Annotated in this window: 18 protein-coding genes; 17 read left to right on the top strand and 1 reads right to left on the bottom strand. The window is 53.7% G+C overall.

What is annotated here, in order from left to right:
- Position 1: 1 nt before the first annotated feature.
- Genes AC58P5_RS12585 through AC58P5_RS12560 form a run of 6 tightly spaced genes read left to right on the top strand, consistent with a single transcriptional unit; the run spans position 2 to position 7,326 of the window.
- On the top strand, positions 2 to 1,015 hold the full coding sequence (locus AC58P5_RS12585; RefSeq protein ID WP_497386896.1) for a hypothetical protein: 1,014 nt from the start codon (positions 2 to 4) through the stop codon (positions 1,013 to 1,015).
- 33 nt (positions 1,016 to 1,048) lie between these two features.
- A complete protein-coding gene (locus tag AC58P5_RS12580; RefSeq protein WP_497386894.1) occupies positions 1,049 to 2,047 on the top strand; it encodes a cysteine peptidase family C39 domain-containing protein in 999 nt (332 codons plus the stop codon).
- A gap of 26 nt (positions 2,048 to 2,073) precedes the next feature.
- Positions 2,074 to 4,017: a hypothetical protein gene (locus AC58P5_RS12575; RefSeq protein WP_497386892.1), complete on the top strand. Its 1,944-nt coding sequence runs from the start codon at positions 2,074 to 2,076 to the stop codon at positions 4,015 to 4,017.
- A 9-nt stretch (positions 4,018 to 4,026) separates the two neighbouring features.
- Complete coding sequence (locus AC58P5_RS12570) at positions 4,027 to 5,472, top strand: CoA-acylating methylmalonate-semialdehyde dehydrogenase (RefSeq protein WP_497386890.1); 1,446 nt, start codon at positions 4,027 to 4,029, stop codon at positions 5,470 to 5,472.
- 39 nt (positions 5,473 to 5,511) lie between these two features.
- Positions 5,512 to 6,522, top strand: a complete 1,011-nt coding sequence (locus AC58P5_RS12565; protein WP_497386888.1) for an MBL fold metallo-hydrolase — start codon at positions 5,512 to 5,514, stop codon at positions 6,520 to 6,522.
- 6 nt (positions 6,523 to 6,528) lie between these two features.
- Positions 6,529 to 7,326, top strand: coding sequence for an NUDIX hydrolase N-terminal domain-containing protein (locus AC58P5_RS12560; RefSeq protein ID WP_497386886.1), 798 nt, complete (start codon positions 6,529 to 6,531; stop codon positions 7,324 to 7,326).
- A gap of 197 nt (positions 7,327 to 7,523) precedes the next feature.
- On the opposite strand, the gene bluB is transcribed toward AC58P5_RS12560, so the two are convergent.
- Positions 7,524 to 8,171: a 5,6-dimethylbenzimidazole synthase gene (gene bluB / locus AC58P5_RS12555; RefSeq protein WP_497386884.1), complete on the bottom strand. Its 648-nt coding sequence runs from the start codon at positions 8,169 to 8,171 to the stop codon at positions 7,524 to 7,526.
- 377 nt (positions 8,172 to 8,548) lie between these two features.
- Between bluB and AC58P5_RS12550 the strand changes: the two genes are divergently transcribed.
- From AC58P5_RS12550 to AC58P5_RS12500, 11 genes are all read left to right on the top strand, one after another.
- Positions 8,549 to 9,865, top strand: coding sequence for an ABC transporter substrate-binding protein (locus AC58P5_RS12550; protein ID WP_497386882.1), 1,317 nt, complete (start codon positions 8,549 to 8,551; stop codon positions 9,863 to 9,865).
- A 142-nt stretch (positions 9,866 to 10,007) separates the two neighbouring features.
- The gene (locus tag AC58P5_RS12545; RefSeq protein WP_497386880.1) at positions 10,008 to 10,904 is read left to right on the top strand and encodes a carbohydrate ABC transporter permease; all 897 of its coding nucleotides are present in this window, start codon (positions 10,008 to 10,010) and stop codon (positions 10,902 to 10,904) included.
- A 21-nt stretch (positions 10,905 to 10,925) separates the two neighbouring features.
- Positions 10,926 to 11,738 (top strand): carbohydrate ABC transporter permease, encoded by an 813-nt coding sequence (locus AC58P5_RS12540; protein ID WP_497386878.1) that lies wholly within the window; start codon positions 10,926 to 10,928, stop codon positions 11,736 to 11,738.
- 13 nt (positions 11,739 to 11,751) lie between these two features.
- Positions 11,752 to 12,516, top strand: coding sequence for an MBL fold metallo-hydrolase (locus tag AC58P5_RS12535; RefSeq protein WP_497386876.1), 765 nt, complete (start codon positions 11,752 to 11,754; stop codon positions 12,514 to 12,516).
- A 45-nt stretch (positions 12,517 to 12,561) separates the two neighbouring features.
- Entirely contained in the window at positions 12,562 to 13,353 is a 792-nt protein-coding gene (locus AC58P5_RS12530; protein WP_497386874.1) for an HAD-IIA family hydrolase, read from the top strand.
- 141 nt (positions 13,354 to 13,494) lie between these two features.
- Complete coding sequence (locus AC58P5_RS12525) at positions 13,495 to 14,097, top strand: glycerol-3-phosphate responsive antiterminator (RefSeq protein ID WP_497386872.1); 603 nt, start codon at positions 13,495 to 13,497, stop codon at positions 14,095 to 14,097.
- 217 nt (positions 14,098 to 14,314) lie between these two features.
- Positions 14,315 to 16,216, top strand: a complete 1,902-nt coding sequence (locus AC58P5_RS12520) for a lamin tail domain-containing protein (protein WP_497386870.1) — start codon at positions 14,315 to 14,317, stop codon at positions 16,214 to 16,216.
- A 104-nt stretch (positions 16,217 to 16,320) separates the two neighbouring features.
- Positions 16,321 to 16,515: a DUF6199 family natural product biosynthesis protein gene (locus AC58P5_RS12515; protein ID WP_497387578.1), complete on the top strand. Its 195-nt coding sequence runs from the start codon at positions 16,321 to 16,323 to the stop codon at positions 16,513 to 16,515.
- 31 nt (positions 16,516 to 16,546) lie between these two features.
- A complete protein-coding gene (locus AC58P5_RS12510; RefSeq protein WP_497386868.1) occupies positions 16,547 to 16,966 on the top strand; it encodes a hypothetical protein in 420 nt (139 codons plus the stop codon).
- A 32-nt stretch (positions 16,967 to 16,998) separates the two neighbouring features.
- Positions 16,999 to 17,664, top strand: coding sequence for an HAD family hydrolase (locus tag AC58P5_RS12505; protein WP_497386866.1), 666 nt, complete (start codon positions 16,999 to 17,001; stop codon positions 17,662 to 17,664).
- Positions 17,665 to 17,689: 25 nt separating this feature from the next.
- The gene (locus AC58P5_RS12500) at positions 17,690 to 18,061 is read left to right on the top strand and encodes a YybH family protein (protein WP_497386864.1); all 372 of its coding nucleotides are present in this window, start codon (positions 17,690 to 17,692) and stop codon (positions 18,059 to 18,061) included.
- The last annotated feature ends 75 nt before the right edge of the window (positions 18,062 to 18,136 follow it).

The following is an 18,136-nucleotide window of genomic DNA, read 5'->3' as shown; positions in this document are numbered from 1 at the left end:
CGTGAAAACGGGAACTAAAGTGCTGCCTGTGGAGATACCTCCCATCCATGGACGCATGTATTACGCGTTTCCTTTGAGCATACTCGGTCCGGCCGGTTCTTATATGCCCTGGATGCTCAACAATTTTATACAGCTGCAGGCTTATTCGCTGACCAGAACCCGGGAAGAACAAGTCGCGGAAATCCGTTTCTATAACGCGGACGAGCCCGGCTGTTTCAGTGAAGTGCTGACAATTGTGCCGGAGGCGGCAGGAAAAGAGCAGGACATTCACCGGCAGGTAGCGGAAGCCATTGACCGGGACCAATACGTGTATGCCTATGTAGACAAATATTTCGTAGCGGACAACCCTTTTCACGGAAAAAAACACGTTATCCAGGAAGCGCTGATCTATGGATACGATCTGGAGGAGCAAACTTTTCAGATTCTGGGTTTTAACAAAAGCAGGCTGTTCGCTTCTTCAACAGTCCCTTTCGCTGACATTGCCAAAGGGATTGTCCACTCTCCCGTTACGGATGTTTTCCTGTTAAGGCCCAGAGAAAATTTCAATCCGGAGTTTCAGCTGGACAAGGTGATACCGCTTCTGACCCAGTACGTAGACTCGGCAGATAAGCATACCGGTCTTGCACTCCCCGAGCGTTCTCAGCTGGTGTTCGGACTCGACGTGTACAAAAGTGCTGCGGAGTCGTTAAGGTGCATTCTGGACAGAGAAGGTGCTGTCGTAACGAATATCGCGTACCTCCATATCCTCTGGGAGCACAAGAAAGTCATGGGGGTCCGGCTTCAAAACATGCAGGAGCATGGGATAGCCGTAGATTCCGGTCTTGACATCGTACAGGAAGCATACCGGCAGATGGAAAAGGAATTGTTCAATTTGAGAAACAAATTGCTCAAATACGAGCTCACTCAAAGCGCGCGTCTGATCGAACAGATCATACAAAGTCTCGATACGATGGCGCTTAAAGAAAAGCAGGTTCTGGAGCTTTGGCTGGAAAGACTGGCTATGATACCGGGCTGATTTTCATCTTGATTAAGAAGGGAGCGCGCTGCGTTGACGTATAACCAATCTCTCCGCCCGTTTAACGACTTTTGGATGAACTGCGTGTCGAACACGGTCTATTCCATTGCCGTCTCAAACGATTCCAGCTACCGGACAGCTGCTTATCTGAACCACTACACGTATCAGGTCGCAACTGATCCTTCATTCACTTATTTAACGATGGACCACCCGCTTAAGTATCAGAATGAGGTTTTTGATACGTTTATCCGAGAGTGGGAGCCTTACTATTTCCGGAATCCGCAGGAAATCGGGGAAGAAATCGGCGAACTGCTGGATAGCGGTCAGCTTCCGGTCGTTCACGTGGATCTATTTCACTGGATTCCGAACTCGCTTGCCTGGAAACAGTACCACTGGTACCACTACTCCCTGATCACCGGTTACGATGGGGAACGTTCGGTATACCGGGTGCTGGATGACGATATCAACGGCTTCCGGGATTTTGAAGTTCCGCCCGAACGTCTTCAGGAAGCTTTCCTCAGCTCCCAGACGGAGAATAATCCGGCTTATCAGGAGCCTCCTTGTTCTTTGATCCGGCTGAAAGAAGAGATTCCTCCTTACGAATTCAAACTTTCCGATTTGAGCCGCCACGCGGAGAGGTTGATCGGAGAGCTGGACAGCCTGCAGACGGAGCATTTGTGGGAAGGTACACCGGAACCGGATATGTTTGAAGAGAGCATGACCAACGGACTGGTCGGCGTCAATATTATCGAAAGCAGGCAGGCGGGAAACCGGCTTATGCTGCGCTATTTATTTGATGCCGGGTTTATAAAGGAAGCTGATTTTCAGACGCTTGACCGGGAATTGGAGGAATTGGCTCTGGGCTGGTTTAAAGCGAAAAATGTGTTTATCAAGGCGAAATTTTCGCTGAAAAGAAGATTCAACCGCGATCAGCTCCTTACCCTAGCCGTGCCGCTTCTTTACCGGGAGAGAAATTTCTGGGCGGCGCTTCTTGAAAGCACCAGTGCCGCAGCACTCTCCAAGGAAACTTAGGAAAGCGGCCAAGGAGGGCACCAAGAATGAAATATATCGGAATGGAACAAGCGGAGGCGTCCCAGCACCACGGTCGGCTCCAGCCTGTTCCCGGCGTCCGGCATTACCAGGCGGTCCGGGCTTGCAGGTTTAAGCCTGATTTGGAAGGGGGTCCCGGCTGGACCTTTCACAACGCGCCAATGCTGGCTTTCTGGAGACAGCGGTTTTATTTGCAGTACATTACATGTCCCGTGGAAGAGAACCATCCTCCGGCCCGGACGATGATTACTAGCTCGGCCGACGGCAGGGAATGGACCGAACCGGCGATTGCCTTTCCATCTTATGAGATACCGGCGGGGGTATATAGCGGTCCGGACGGCGCTGCCCTGCCGAAAGGCAGTCTTGCCGTCATGCATCAGCGTATGGGGTTTTACACGGCATCCGACGGAAGGCTTCTGACACTGGGCTTTTACGGCATCAGTCCGGTTCTTTCCGTGATGCCCAATGACGGCCGGGGAATCGGCCGGGTCGTACGCGAAATTTACCCGGACGGGTCCATGGGACCGATCTATTTCATCCGGCTGAACACTCATGCGGGATGGAATGCCGGCAACATCGGGTATCCTCTGTATACGGAATCGCCGGATGAAGAGTTTGTCGAGGCCTGCCGCTTATTACTGCAGGACAGACTGGCGACGATTCAGTGGTGGGAAGAGGATCAGAGCGAGGATGGCTTCTATCCGCTTACAGGCTACAAAGCGTTGAGCTGCTATCCCTTACCCGAAAACAAGGCAGCCGGCATCGGCAAAAACGGCAAATACGCAATCAGCTCGGACAATGGGGAAAGCTGGACAGAGACGGGTGAGATTGACGGTCTGGTTACAGCGGGCAGCAAGCTGTGGGGCCAGCAAACACCGGACGGCAAATATGCGCTGCTGTACAATCCCAACCCGAACAACGCGTACCGCTGGCCGCTGGCCGCAGCCGTAAGCGAGGATGGACTTCACTTCGACAAGCTCCGGGTAATCGGAGGCGAAGTTCCCCCGCGCCGCTATACGGGCTTTTACAAATTTTACGGGATGAATTATGTCCGCGGAATATCGGTTGGAAACGGCACGCCTGAAGAGGACGCAATCTGGGTTGCTTACAGCATGAACAAAGAGGACATCTGGGTGGCCCGCATACCGGTGCCCTTGGAGCCTGATACCCAAGAAGAGGCCGAGGCGGCCGCTGCGCTTGGTGCGGATACGAAGGGCTCGCTCAATCAAAATGCTGCTTCCGGGTATAGCTTGTCCGATCCGCAATATGAGCCGGATCATGCAGCGGAAAATCGGCTCGGTCATACGGCCGAAGATTCTAAAGACTTCTCGGCTCGTGCAGGCTCCGGCCTGGAGGATTTCGACCGTTGGAGCGTATACCAGCCCAAATGGTCGGAGATCCGCTTACGGGGAGATTCCGGGCTTATCTTGAGCAGCCGCGACCCCTATGACTACGTCAAAGTGGAGAAAGCTTTCGCTTTCCGGGCCGGCCTTCAAACGGAATTGACAATCGGTATCCGGCCTCTTGCCATCGGAACGGCACCGCTTACGATTGAGCTGACCGATGGCCGGGGAGAAGCGGCGGGCGGACTCCATTGGAGTACGGACGGACGTATTTCGGTCCTGCAAGCAGAAAGCAGCGTATTTTTGCAAACCTACGAAGAGGGCGTCGAGTATGAATGCGTGCTGTCCATTGATCCGGATAATGGCAGCTTATGTCTTTCCATAAACGGAACGCGGGTAGAAGAGCTTTTTGAGTATCGCGCAGCGAGCGTGAAAACCGTCGCATTCAAAGTAGGCGACAGGCCGTTCCGAGTAACACTGGATACGCCTTTAGACGGCGGGGATTTAAGCATTCCGGACGAGCCGCTCCTTCCCTCCGCCTACTGTATCCGCTATGTGAAGATTCAAAGTTCGCGCTTATCAAATCGTGTGCAAGCCGAAAGGAGATGAGATGCTTCTGTGACCATTTTATTGAAAAATTATATATCCGGCAGCTGGCAGGAATCTTCTTCATCCGTGACGGAAGCGGTCTATAATCCGGCTAACGACGGGGTTATCGCCCAAGTCCCGCTGTCAACTCGCAAGGATCTGGATGAGGCTGTTCAAGCGGCTAAAGCCGCCTTCCTGCCCTGGAAAAACACACCCGTTCAGAAAAGGGCGAGAATTCTTTTTAAATACCAGCAGCTTCTAGTTGAGGCTTGGGACGAGCTTGCCGCTTTGATCACGAGGGAGAACGGGAAATCCCAGCAAGATGCGTATATGGAGGTCCAGCGCGGCGTCGAATGCGTGGAATTTGCGGCGGGTATTCCATCCCTCATGATGGGACAGATCACTCCGGATGTGGGCACCGGTGTAGAGACGACTATGCTGCGTTACCCGATTGGGGTTGTGGGGGGCATCACCCCGTTTAATTTCCCTATGATGGTCCCTTGCTGGATGTTTCCGATGGCGATTGCCTGCGGCAATACGTTCATTTTGAAGCCGTCCGAACGTACGCCTTTGCTTGCGAACCGGCTTGCCGAGCTGTTCACGGAAGCGGGACTACCCGATGGCGTGTTCAATATCGTGCACGGCGCGCGCGAAGTGGTGAACGGCATTCTGGAGCATCCCGAGATCAAAGCCGTATCCTTCGTCGGCTCGCAGCCGGTTGCGGAATACGTGTACAAAACGGCGGCGCAGCACGGCAAAAGAGTTCAGGCACTTGCCGGAGCCAAAAACCATTCCATCGTTATGCCGGATGCGGACGAGGACCTTGCGGTCAAAAGCATTATCGAGTCGGCTTTCGGGTCTGCCGGTGAACGGTGCATGGCTTGTTCCGTCGTCGTTCTGGTCGGCGGAGACCGCGAGGACTTGAAGCAAAAACTGCTTGCCGCGGCGGACCGGCTGCAAATCGGCAACGGCGAAGAAAAAGAGACGGAGCTGGGTCCCCTTATTCGTCAAAGCCATAAGGACAGGACCCTGGACTATCTCAGCTCCGGCGAACAGGAAGGTGCCGTTCTGCTGCGGGACGGCAGAAAAGACGGGGCCGCTTCCGGCGCGGGCTATTTTCTCGGGCCGACTGTCTTCGACGAAGTTACACCCGCAATGAAGATTTGGCAGGATGAAATCTTCGCGCCCGTGTTGTCCATTATGCAGGCGGACAGCCTGGAAGAGGCGATCGCGATAGCCAACCGCTCTTCATTTGCCAACGGTGCCTGCATTTACACCGGACAGCTCGCAGCAGTCCGCCAGTTCCGGGAGGAAATAGATGCCGGAATGCTGGGAGTGAACATCGGCGTGCCGGCTCCGACGGCGCTTTTCCCGTTCTCCGGTTACAAAAATTCTTTTTATGGCGATCTGCATGTAAACGGGAAAGACGGACTTGAATTTTATACGCGCAAGAAGGTTATGACCGTGAAAGCATGAGCTAAACCGATGCGGGACACATGGAAAGGAGCGTGACGAATGGAGCTGCTCAAGCAGGAAACCGAGGACATTGTCAGTGTGAAGCTGCCTGTCGGCAGTGTCCTGCAGTGGCTGAACGCCTATCTGATCCGCGGGGAAGACGGCTACACGCTGCTCGATGCGGGAATGCCCGATGAAGAGACGTTCGGCTTGTGGCAGCAGGCCTGGAGACACCTGGGGATTGCTCCGCGCGATATCCGCTCCATTATTATCACTCATCATCATGTGGATCATTACGGGCTGGCCGCAAGGCTCCAGGACGTGACGGGCGCTTCGGTCCGGATGACGGAAGCCTGCTTTCTTCAGGCCTCCCGGATTTGGTCGGCGGACTCCGTTTACGATGAAGAGGTACTGGAGCTTTTCACCCGGCACGGAGCTCCCGGGCATTTGCTGGAAGTTACCGCGCCCGATCTGAAGCATTACGTGAAGTCTATGACTGAGCACCCGGAAGCCGAATTTATACGGGCAGGCGATAAACTTGCGATCGGTAAGTCGATCTTCGAAGCCGAACTGGTGTCCGGTCACGCGGAAGGACATCTTTGTCTGTACGACAAACAAGAGCAGCTCGTTTTTTGCGGGGATCATGTGATTCCGAAAATGCTGCCGAACCTTAATTTCACGCTCGGATTTGACGAGAATCCGCTCAGCTCCTATTTCAGTTCGCTGAACGAACATGCCGGACTGCCTGTCCGGAAAGCTTATCCCGGGCATATGATTCCTTTCCGTAAATACAACGCCCGTGCGGCCGACATTGCGGCCCAGTACCGCCAGCGCATTGACGACATACTGGCCCGGATGGACAAGCCGATGACCGCCTTTGAATTGTGCTGTCTCGTGTTCTTTGTGCCGTTAAACGCGGAACAGCTCCGTTTCAAGCTGTTTGAAATGTTGGCTTGCCTGAATTATTTGCAAAGCCTGAACTTGATTAAACCAGCGGAAGCGGGAGCGGACGGGCGGCTTTATTACAGACGTGCACCCGCACATGCGAATAAGGAACCCATGAAAGGATGAGGACCATTGGAAGCAAACAAAATAGTGGACTGGGCACATTATATCTTCGTAAGCGCAAAAGCGGGCCTTACTTATGCCTCGGACAGCTGTGATCTGAAAAGATACACGGTTATTAAGGGAGTGGCGGAAGATATGCTTTCTCTTTACACAGAGCCGCATGAGGATCTCCCTCGCAGAGTTCCGAACGGAGAAAACAAAATTTATTTAACGTTTGACGACGGCCCTGATCCGGTTTATACCCCGCAAATCCTGGATCTTTTAAAGAAATACGGCATCACCGGTACGTTCTTTCTAATAGGAGAAAGGGTACGGCAGCACCCGCACATCGTTAAGCGGATAGTGGATGAAGGGCATGCGATCGGCAATCATACCTACACCCATCCTTTCATGATCCTCCTTAATGAGAAAGAGTTGAACGAGGAGCTGTCCCTGACGGATGAAGCCATACGAGAGGCCGTCGGTTTTGCGCCCGTTCTTTTCCGCCCTCCGTACGGTTTGCTGAATCAGGGGACTATCGATTTGCTCCGTGCTCGTGGTAACGAAATTATGATGTGGTCCGAGGGACTCGAAATGTATGATTGGTCTTTCCCCGGGGTGGACAACATGGTCCGTCTTATTGAGGAAAAGACGGAATCCGGCAGCATGATTCTGCTTCATGACGGTGGAGGAACCCGGGAAGAAACTGTCCGTACATTAGAGAAAGTCATTCCTCTGCTGCTCGAGCACGGCTTTCATTTTGCGGCGGACTACCTGGAACAGAGCCGGAATGAACATGGACATACGACGGCGGGAGCGATCCGGTAAATCGGACATAGATGATCGGGGAAGAGGCTTTTGCAGGTGAAGGTGAATGCTTGAGTTCGGCTATGATACGCAGGCTGCTGCGCAAACAAGTGCGGCGCTGTCATGTTACAGCATACCGCTGCAACCGCGTTCGTTTACAGCCGCGGCCCGGGCCGCAGCAAAAACAAGGGAGCATTCCAGCCGGAATACTCCCTTGTTTAGTTTCCGAGCTGTCCCCACGTTTCGCGGTAGATCAGGCCTTCCAGCGCCCGGCGCTTTTCCCAGTTTGCCGTTTCGAGAATCGGCTGGACGGGATAGTGGTCCGTGTAGCCGATGGAGATTAAGGCGAGCGGGTCGATATGCGGCGGAATCGCCAGAATATCGCGGATATCGTTCTTCTTGTAGAAGCTGACCCAACCGGCTGCCAGCCCTTCCGCGCAGGCCGCAAGCCACAGGTTCTGGATGGCGCACGCGACGGACATCATATCCGTCTCCGGTATGGAGTTGCGTCCCAGAACGTGGGAACCTCCGCGCGTCGGGTCGCAGGTGATGCACACGGTCAGCGGCGCCTGCTTCAGGCCTTCGATTTTCAGATTCAGAAATTGATCCTGGCGCTCCCCTTCGTAATGAATGGCCAGCGCCCTTCTTTCTTTGTCGGCCGCCCAGGCGAGCCGTTCCTTGATTTCATCCGACGTCACCAGGATAAAATTCCAGGGCTGCATAAACCCTACGGAAGGGGCATGATGGGCGGCTTCAAGCAGTTTGACAACGGTTTCGTCGGAGATAGGATCACTGCGGAATGTACGGACGTCACGCCGGGTATACATAATTTTATAAAGCGCATCTCTTTCTTCTTTGCTGAACATGTCTGCTCACCTCCTCCTCCATTATATGCTTTTTTATCCCATAGCGGTTTGGCTAAAAAAGAGGAAAGGGTGCAAATCTCCTTCTTAATATGAATTTTTTTTGACAAAAACCTCTTGCCAATGGAACCGCTTCCGTGTAAGATGGAGACAAATATCATACCTGATCCAACGACGGCTAGAGATGATGAGAAGCCTTCACGCATACTCCTTTTCGGAGGCGTTTTTATGCTGGAGGCTTCTTTTCTTATGCCTATTTATAGAAAGGAGCGATCGCATCCGGGATACCGCAAACAAATGAATGCGTTTACACGAAAAGAGAAAGGTCACACAAACCGGCACAGACGTACACACTTAACGAATTTCAGGGGGGAACGTTCTTGAAAAAACTAATGGTTCTTATGATCGCGGTCGCCATGCTCCTTTCAGCCTGCGGAGGAGGAGGCGGAAGTACGGCGTCCACGGACAACAAAGGTTCCGGCGGAGACAGCGGCAAGCCCGTCGAGCTTCAATTTTACTTCCCGGTTGCGGTAGGCGGACCGATTACGAAAATTATCGACGGGCTTGCCCAAGATTTTGAAAAGGAAAACAAGGACATCAAGATCAAGCCGGTTTACGGCGGCAGTTACCAGGATACGATGACGAAGGTCGCTACGGCGGTTCAGGGCAACAACTCCCCGGATATGGCGGTTCTTCTATCCACGGATCTGTACACGCTGCTTTCAATGAAAGCCATTGAGGATCTCACTCCACGATTCTCGAAGGAATACTTCGGCAACTTCTATGAAGCGTTCCTCGGCAATACGAAGTCCGGCGATACCGTTTGGAGCGTTCCGTTCCAGCGCAGTACGATCGTGCTTTACTACAACAAGGATATGTTCAAGGAAGCGGGGCTGGACCCGGAAAAAGCGCCGAAGAACTGGACCGAGCTCCGGGAGGCGGCGGCTAAGCTGACGAAAAAGGACGCATCCGGCAAAGTGTCGCAGTGGGGGATCGAAATCCCGAGCACCGGCTATCAATACTGGATGCTGCAAGCGCTCTCATTGCAGTCCGGCGACAACATTATGTCGAACGACGGCAAACAGGTATTTTTCAACAAGCCGCACGTCGAAGAAGCCCTTCAATTCTATATGGACCTGGGGCAGAAGGATAAAGTGATGCCTAACGGGGCAATCGAGTGGGCGACCGTGCCTTCCGATTTCATCAGCGGCAAAACGGCCATGATGTTCCATACGACAGGCAACCTGACGAAAGTCAAAACCGATGCGAAATTCAACTTCGGCGTCGCTTTCCTGCCGGCCAACAAACAGTTCGGTTCTCCAACCGGAGGCGGCAACCTGTACGTGTTCAAAAACATCCCGGAAGAGCGCAAAAAGGCGGCCGTCAAATTTATCGAATTCCTGACGAAGCCGGAGCGTGTGGCCCAGTGGTCCATCGATACCGGATATGTCGGCACGACGAAAGCCGCTTACGAAACCGATCAGCTGAAAAAGTACATCGAATCGTTCCCGCAGGCCAAAGTAGCCAGAGATCAGCTGGAGCATGCGGACAGCGAGCTTTCCACGTACCAGAACGGCCAGATAACCAAGCTGTTTAACGACAACATCCAGGCGGCGCTGCTCGGCAAGATGACGGCGAAGGAAGCTTTGCAGAAATCGCAGGAAGCGGCCGAAGGGATTCTAAAGAATTTTAAATAACTTAAAACATGTTCGGCTAGAGACGATGAGAAGCCGCAGTTGCGTTAAGGAATCCTTCTTTCTCTGCGGGATCGCCTAATGCGACCTGCGGCTTCCTGTCGTTTTCGACCAACCTCTCCATGTGAAGAAACGGGTGATTTGATTGGCTCAACGAACGGCAACCATCAAGAGCAAATTCAACTGGAAAGAGAATGCGTTCGCTTATGCGCTCCTTCTGCCTTCTCTGATTTTCCTGGCCTTATTCACGTTTTACCCGACGCTCAAGTCGATCTATCTCAGCTTCTACAGCTCCAATTTCGAAAGCAGCACGTTTGTCGGGCTCGACCAGTATAAATCCGTCCTGCAGGATGAAGTGTTCCGCAAAGTCATTAAGAACAACATTCTTCTGGCGATCGGCACGGTTCCGACGAGTATTTTTCTCGCCATCTACATGGCCGTCTGGGTGAATAACAAGCTGAAGGGCAACGGGCTGCTCCGTGCCGCCTTTTTCTACCCGACCATCATTCCGATGATTGCCATCGCCAACGTCTGGCTGTTCATTTATACGCCTGATTACGGGCTTTTGGACAAATTCCTCGGTGTATTCGGCATTGACAGCCCCAACTGGCTCGGCAGCCCCGAGTGGGTTATGTATGCCATGATGTTTATGGTCATCTGGAAGGAAGCCGGGTATTTTATGATTTTTTACCTGGCGGGGCTGCAAAGTCTGCCTAAAGAAGTGTACGAAGCCGCCAAGATGGAAGGCGCGAGCCCTTTTCAGGTGTTCCGCAAAATTACGTTTCCGCTGCTGATGCCTACCACGACGTTCGTTTTTATCATCGCGGTGACGAATTCCTTCAAGCTGGTGGACCATCTGTACATTATGACCAAGGGCGGTCCGGACAACGGGAGCAACCTGCTGCTCTATCACATTTACGAAACGGCGTTCAGCTTCTGGGACATGGGCAAAGCTTCCGTGCTGACGGTCATCCTGCTCGTCATTCTGCTTGCCGTATCGATTTTCAACTACGCTTACCTCGATAAAAAAATCCATTACTAGGAGAAAGGAGAGGCACATTCTATGCATCAAGTCATCAACCGGACGATTGTTATTCTGCTTGCCATTGCCTTCCTGATCCCTCTGGTATGGACGGTGTTCACTTCCTTCACGCCTTCGGAAGAAATCATTACGCGGGCCAATCCGTTTGCGATTGAGAACCCGACTTTCGTGAACTACATCAACGCGTGGAAAACGATTCCGTTCCTCCAGTATTACTGGAATACGATCGTCATTGTCGTCGGCATCCTGGCCGTTCAGCTCTTTACGGTCACGCTGGCCGCCTATGCGTTTGCCCGGTTGAATTTTGTTGGCTCCGGTATTCTGTTCATCATCTTCCTGACGCAGATCATGATTCCGCCGGACATTCTGATCTACCCGAACTACACGATCATGAAAGAGCTGAATCTGGTCGACACGAAGCTGGCGATCATGCTGCCGTACTGGGCTTCCTCGTTCGGAGTGTTTCAGCTGCGCCAGACGTTCAAGCAGATTCCGCTCGATCTGGACGAAGCGGCACGCATGGACGGCTGCAAATGGTGGCAGACGCTCTGGTACGTGTACCTGCCCGCCGCCAAACCGACTTACATCGCGTTCGGCCTCATTTCCGTGAGCACCCACTGGAGCAATTTCATGTGGCCGCTCGTCGTTACGAACTCCGTCGAATCCCGTCCGCTTACCGTAGGAATCGCGATTTTCGCCCAGTCGTTTGAAACCGGCGCCCAATGGGGAACGGTAACGGCAGCGACGCTGATGGTTATCCTGCCTCTGCTTATTGCGTTCTTCGTATTCCAGAGACAATTTGTCGACAGCTTTATGCACTCCGGCATCAAGTAGGGGGCGCGCAGACATGGAACTGATTTTAATGGGAACGGCTTGCGCCTCTTCGGGTAGGGAAAGAGACAATACGTATCTGCTTTTGCGCGATACGGCCGGGAGCACGCTTATAGATATCGGAGGCAACCCGCTCGGGAAGCTGAAAACGCTCGGACTGACGACGCACGAAATCAAGCGGGTGGTGTTCACGCATTTTCATATCGACCATATTTACGGTCTGCCCTCCCTGCTCTGGGGGATGTGGATTGACGGCCGTGTGGACCCGCTGGAGCTTTACTGCGACGAGTCGGAGAAAGAATGGATGCAAAACTGGCTGGAGCTGATGAAGCTGACGCATGCTTTCGAGATAGTGGTCAAAGCCTTCAACTGGGAGAAGCCTGCGCTTCTATGGAAAGAAGGCGAAACGGCCCTGTCGGTTTTTCCAAGCAGGCACGGCGTTGCGGCCGTCGGCATCAAGGTGGAACACGGCGGGACGGTATTCGTTTATTCGACGGATACGATGCCGAATCCGCTCATTCGGGACATGGCCCGGATCGACCTGCTTGTCCACGAATCGACGACGGCGGAGAGAAGTCTGGCGATGCACAGCACCTTGCGCGACATTGCCGGCTACTACGACTGGGGCAAAATCGGCCGGGGCATACTCGTGCACCTGACGGACGACGAGCCTTACGAGGATCTGCTGAAGGATATGCCGGAACAGATTTCTTCCAAAATCTCTTTGGGCCGGGAACTGGAAAGAATCCCTCTGACAGCTGGAAATCCGGGTTTGTTTTAAAACGGCAGTAAGAAAGGGCAAAACCGAAAGAAAGGGAGTGAAGAGATGGATCATTATGCGGGGTACATATTTGATTTGGACGGAACGATTTACTTGGGCGATCATGCGATCGAAGGAGCTGTGGAAACGATCCATCATCTGCAATCCAGAGGAAAGAAACTTTTGTTTTTGACGAACAAGACGATCGAATCCCGTGAAAATTACGTTAAAAAGCTCGATACATTCGGCGTGAAGATCGGCATGGAGCAGATGCTGAATCCCGCGCTCGTCACGATTCATTATTTGCAGAACCATTATCCGGGCCAAAAGGTGTACGTCATCGGTGAGCCGGTTCTAAAAGAAGAATTTCTGGAAAACGGCATCCGGTTCGCGGACACGCCGGAGGAAACCGGTGTTGTCGTCATTTCCTGGGACCGCGATTTTCACTACAAACATCTGGACTTCGCTTACCAGGCGATCAAGCATGGAGCGGAAGCCATCGCGACCCACCCCGACAGAACATGCCCGATGCCGGGCGGAGACGTTCCCGACTGCGGAGGGATGATCGGCGCCATCGAAGGCACCACCGGCAAAAAGGTCACCCTGATTATGGGCAAGCCTTCCGTCATGACCGCGCTGACCGCGCTCGATATTTTGCAGGTGGAAGCCAAAGACTGCCTGATGACCGGAGACCGTCTGGAGACGGACATCCGGATGGGAGCCGAGGCGGGAATGAGCACCGCGCTTGTCCTCACGGGCATTACGAGCGAAGAAGATATCGCATCGGCCGAATTTAAGCCGACCTATGTGCTGCCTTCCGTTCATGCCATTGTGAAGCAGGGCTGTTCTTCCCCGTAACCTGCCGCTACGAGGCGCAAGATACAGCTAGAGGCAGCCGGGAAATGCAGCATGGTTACTTGCATAAAGGGACTGATGGGACTGAACGTTTGATTGGACCGGAGACCTGGAGAATGTTTAATCAACGATGAGGTGATGAGGATGAAAGAGACGACAGAACGTGCACAGCGAGTGGCTTATTGCCTGAAAAAGAAACCCGTGATTACAAGCCTGATGAATGCGGAGGAGCTGCCCGGCATTTTGCAGACCTCCTCCAATATCGTCTTTATATTGAAATCGGATATTTTTATGATCGAAGGCATCGTGGAAAAAATCCGCGAAGCCGGGAAGCTGTCCTTTGTCCATTTCGACTTGATCGAAGGAATCGGCAAAGACAAAGCGGGCGTCGCCTATATGGCGGAAAAAATCGGCATCGACGGGATCGTCACGACGAAGAACAATATTATTGCCGAAGGTAAAAAATACGGTCTGATTACCGTACAGCGGTTGTTCGTTTTTGACTCGGTATCGCTGGACAACGGCATCAAAATGACAAAAAGCTCCCAGCCTGACGCCATCGAGGTTCTTCCGGGAATGGTCTGCTCGCGGATTATGAAGCGGATCCGGGGCGAAGTGGATGTGCCGGTCATTGCAGGCGGTCTGATGACCGATCTGGAGGACTTTAACGCCGCTCTCGGAAGCGGGGTCATCGGAATCTCGACTTCCAGCAAGGAATTGTGGCGCTGGCAGGATGAAAACCGCTAGAGCCGTCTCAACAATTTCTTCATTAGATGTGCGGCACCGGATGCGTTAGGATATTCAAGGGACTTCTATACATGCTTTTGTAACGTTTCTGCGGGAAGTAAGCGACGCAGCTCCTTTGGGAAATAACGGTTGAATACTTGTGGATGGCTTTGAAAACAAGATCCGCTTTTATTCAGCCGTTTTTCATATAAAATTGATTCACCCGGGAGGATGAAGTATGCGCAAAAGTTTACGGAAAAAGATGGCCGGCGCCTTGACCCTGGCACTGGCGGCGGCTCCGCTTCTGCTGGTCTTGCCGACTCAGTCCGTTCAGGCTGCGGCCGTGCCGAAGCTGCTCATTACGGAGTTGGTGCCGGACACGACCAATTTCGCGAGCTACGACGCTTTCGAGTACATCGAGGTGTACAACAACAGCGCCGTGCAGGTTGACCTTCAGGGCTACCGGTTCAAAGCCGGCAGCTGGAACGCTCAAATCGCCCAGTCCTACAAGCTGGGGCCCTGGGAGACAGGCGTGGTCTGGACCCGGAGAGCCGAAATCAGTCCGCTTGGCAAAGAGGCGTTCAACAGCTATTATTCCCTTTCCTACGCAAGCAAGTATGTACCGGACAGCAAGCTTCACATCATTGAAAATGTCGGCGGCCTGACGAACAGCGGAACGCAGACCGTCACGATTCTGGACCCGGCGGGCGTCGAAACGGTCAAGGCGGCATACACGGCCGACGATGTGGCCGAAGGCAAGACGATCACCTACCGCTATCCGGCAGCGGGCGGTACGGCGATGCAGAAGATCGCCGGGCTGCAGGCGCCGACGCCCGGCAGGCTCGTGGCGGGACAAGCGCCAGCCCGTCCGAAGCAGGACAATCTGGCTCCCCAGGCACCGGCAGGGGTTACCGCTATTGCGGGCGGCGGCAGCGCGAAGCTCGCCTGGTCGGCGAACCCGGAGGCAGACGTGTTCCAGTACAACATCTACCAGAACGGAGCCCTGCTCTATACGGTTCCCGCTTCCCAGCATGAGTTCACGGCTTACTCCCTGATCGGAAACAAACCGTATACGTTCCAGATCAGCGCCGTGGATCTGTCCGAGAACGAGTCGGCCAAAACGTCCGTAACGGTTACGCCTTCCCACCAGTTGATCACGCAGGAAGAAAGAGCCGTCAATCCGAAGGACAGCAAATATCAGAGCCTGTGGAACATCAGTTCCGACGGACCGGTCGTTCCGGGACTGAAACAGGATCTCGTCCCGCAGGGAATGGCGTATTACCAGGCCAACAACTGGCTGCTCACCGTGGCGTATCTGGAAGACGGCCGCCCCGCGACTTTGACTGTCACGGATGCTTCGACGAACCAGTACGTCAAATCCATCGTGCTGTACAACAGCGACGGCACTCCTTACACCGGCCATGCCGGGGGCGTGGCGGTCAGCCGGGATCACGTGTGGATCGCCTCCGAAGGAGCGCTGCACCAGCTCCGCCTGAGCGATGTGACCGGCGCCCAGAACAACGGCGAAGTCTCCTTCATCGGCTCCGTGCCGGTGCCGGTAGACGCGGCGTTCAACACGTTCGCCGACGGCGTTCTTTGGGTGGGCGAGTTCTACGAGGCGAAGAGCTACCCGACCGATCCGAGCCACAAGCTCATGAACCGAGACGGCGTGCAGCATTACGCCTGGACCGCGGGATACCGGCTCGACCCGGTCACGGATACGATCCGTTCGGACAAGTGGAACGGCAGCGCCGGCACCCCGGCCGTGCCGGATTATCTCTTGTCCATCACGGAGAAAATCCAGGGCATCGCGTTTATGCAGAACTCCATCGTGCTTAGCCAGTCCTACGGACGCGGCAACGACAGCACGCTGTACCGCTACAACAACCCGATGCAGGAACCGGCCCACGCCACGGGAACCGTGGGCGGGACAAGCGTGCCCGTCTGGTTCCTCGACGGGCAGTCTGCCAAGGCCACGAACAGCAAGCTGACCGCCGTTCCGATGACCGAAGGCATCGTGCCGGTGGGCGGCGACCTGTTCGTCCTGTTCGAATCCGGTGCGAACAAATACCGGTACACGACGACGTACATCATGGACCGCGTTCTCAAAATCAACTGGAACCAGTGGGATCAGATGTAAATGCCAGGCCGTCCGCTTTTCGCAAGCGGGCGGTTTTTTTTTGCGGGAATGCGGAAGGCGTTGTAAGATAAAGGAAAACGGGCAGAAGAAGGGAGGTTTGGGCTATTTTTATTTTTATTGTCCTGATCCTGATAGGTATCTTGATGCTGGCTGCGCCGGGCGCCGTTTGGGCTGTCAAGGAAAGCTGGAAGTCCAACGACGGGACGGAACCGTCGGACCTGTATATGTTCTCCACAAGGCTCGGCGGAGGGATTTTTCTGCTTATCGGAATAGCCGGTATTGCGGTTAGTATGCTGTGACGGTGAATCCGTTTAAACGAGGGAAGAGACCATGATAAAAAAGTGGAACGGCACGTTTTTCGGCACGCTCGGGCTGACTCTGCTTTTGAGCTTTCTTCACGGAGCGGGCGGAGAGCTGCTTTTTCTAAGCGCATATAAGTACTCTGCTGTAGTGGAGAGCTTAGGTCTCGCCGTGGCTGTCCTGACCATTTTGTACGCCCTTCCGGTTCTTGTGTGGTTCAGGACGAAATATTGGGCCGCCTTGGCTTTTCTCCTTGTGCTTAGCCCGCTCGGCTCTTTGCTGTTTCTTTTCATCGGTGGCCTGTTTTTTCCGGTCGCGGAAGGTGACTTAGGAGCCGGAATACTTGGGTTCATTACAACGGGGATCAATCTTGTGAGCGTTGTGCTCGGCACATTCCTCGGTGGCTTGACTAACCTGATGCTGCACAGCAGGCGTATGCTCAATTCTTAATCTATGCTGTATACAAAAAGGAGGACCCACCCATGCCGATTCAGGCGGTTCTATTCGATTTCGACGGCACGCTGGCGGATACGCTGCCGCTTTCTTTCGACGCTTTCCGCTCCGTTTTTGAAACGTACGAAAACGTGACGCTGTCCGACGAGCAGATTACGGCCAAGTTCGGGCCGACCGAGGATGACATCATCCGGCGGAATGTAACGGACACATCCAAAGCGGAAGCAGCCATTGGGGATTACTATGCTTTCTATGAAAATCATTTTCATGAAAGGGTGAGTATGCCCCGGGATATTGTTCATATGCTGGAGGATTTAAGCGGGCGAGGAGTCCGGATGGTCATCATAACGGGCAAAAGCAGGAGAGCCCTCGATGTAAGCTTGAACAAGCTGAACATTGAGAAGCACTTCTTCTCCACCGTATCAGGCGACGAGGTGGAACGGCCTAAACCGGACCCCGAGGGGATTTTTGCGGCGCTGAAGCTGCTTGGGTTGTCCAAGGAAGAAGCGATCTTCGTCGGAGACAGCAGCGCGGATATTAAGGCCGGGAAGTCGGCCGGATTGAGGACGATTGGAGCTCACTGGTTCGAGACCGTTCAAACGGCACGGTTTGATCCGGAACCGGACCGTGTATTGAGGAACGCCCGGGATCTGACGGAGCTGGTAAGAGAGTCGCGTGCTACGATAGAACGTTAAGAACAAAAGAAGGGAAAGCTGCAGCATGACATACCAGAAGGCACTGGAAGCTTACATAACCGCTACAAATACACACGACTTCAGTGAAGTCGAAAAACTTCTGCACCCGCAGGCCGTCTACTGGTTTACGGACAAGAGCTGCACGACTACGGAGCAGATCCGGGCGTATTTTGAGAATACATGGAATCTCATCCGTGATGAGGTGTATTCGGTCCGTGATGTGCAGTGGATCGCGGAGAATCCGCAGACGGCTGCCTGCATTTACACGTACCTTTGGGAAGGCGTTCACAACGGGAAGTTTGTTTCGGGGAGCGGGCGCGGGACGAATGTGTTCGTCAAGGATGCTGAGGGCGAGTGGAAGCTCGTGCACGAGCATCTGAGCGGTGCCGTTCAGTAACGGGAGGTACAGGGGATGAGCTTATTCGAGGTGAGTCGTATCATAAGTAACGGCAAGTTTTTAGGTCGTACGCCC

This window comes from Paenibacillus sp. JT31N7 (assembly GCF_059692095.1).
The sequence above is the reverse complement of the archived record's forward strand: the minus strand, read 5'-3'. Positions and strand labels throughout refer to the sequence as shown.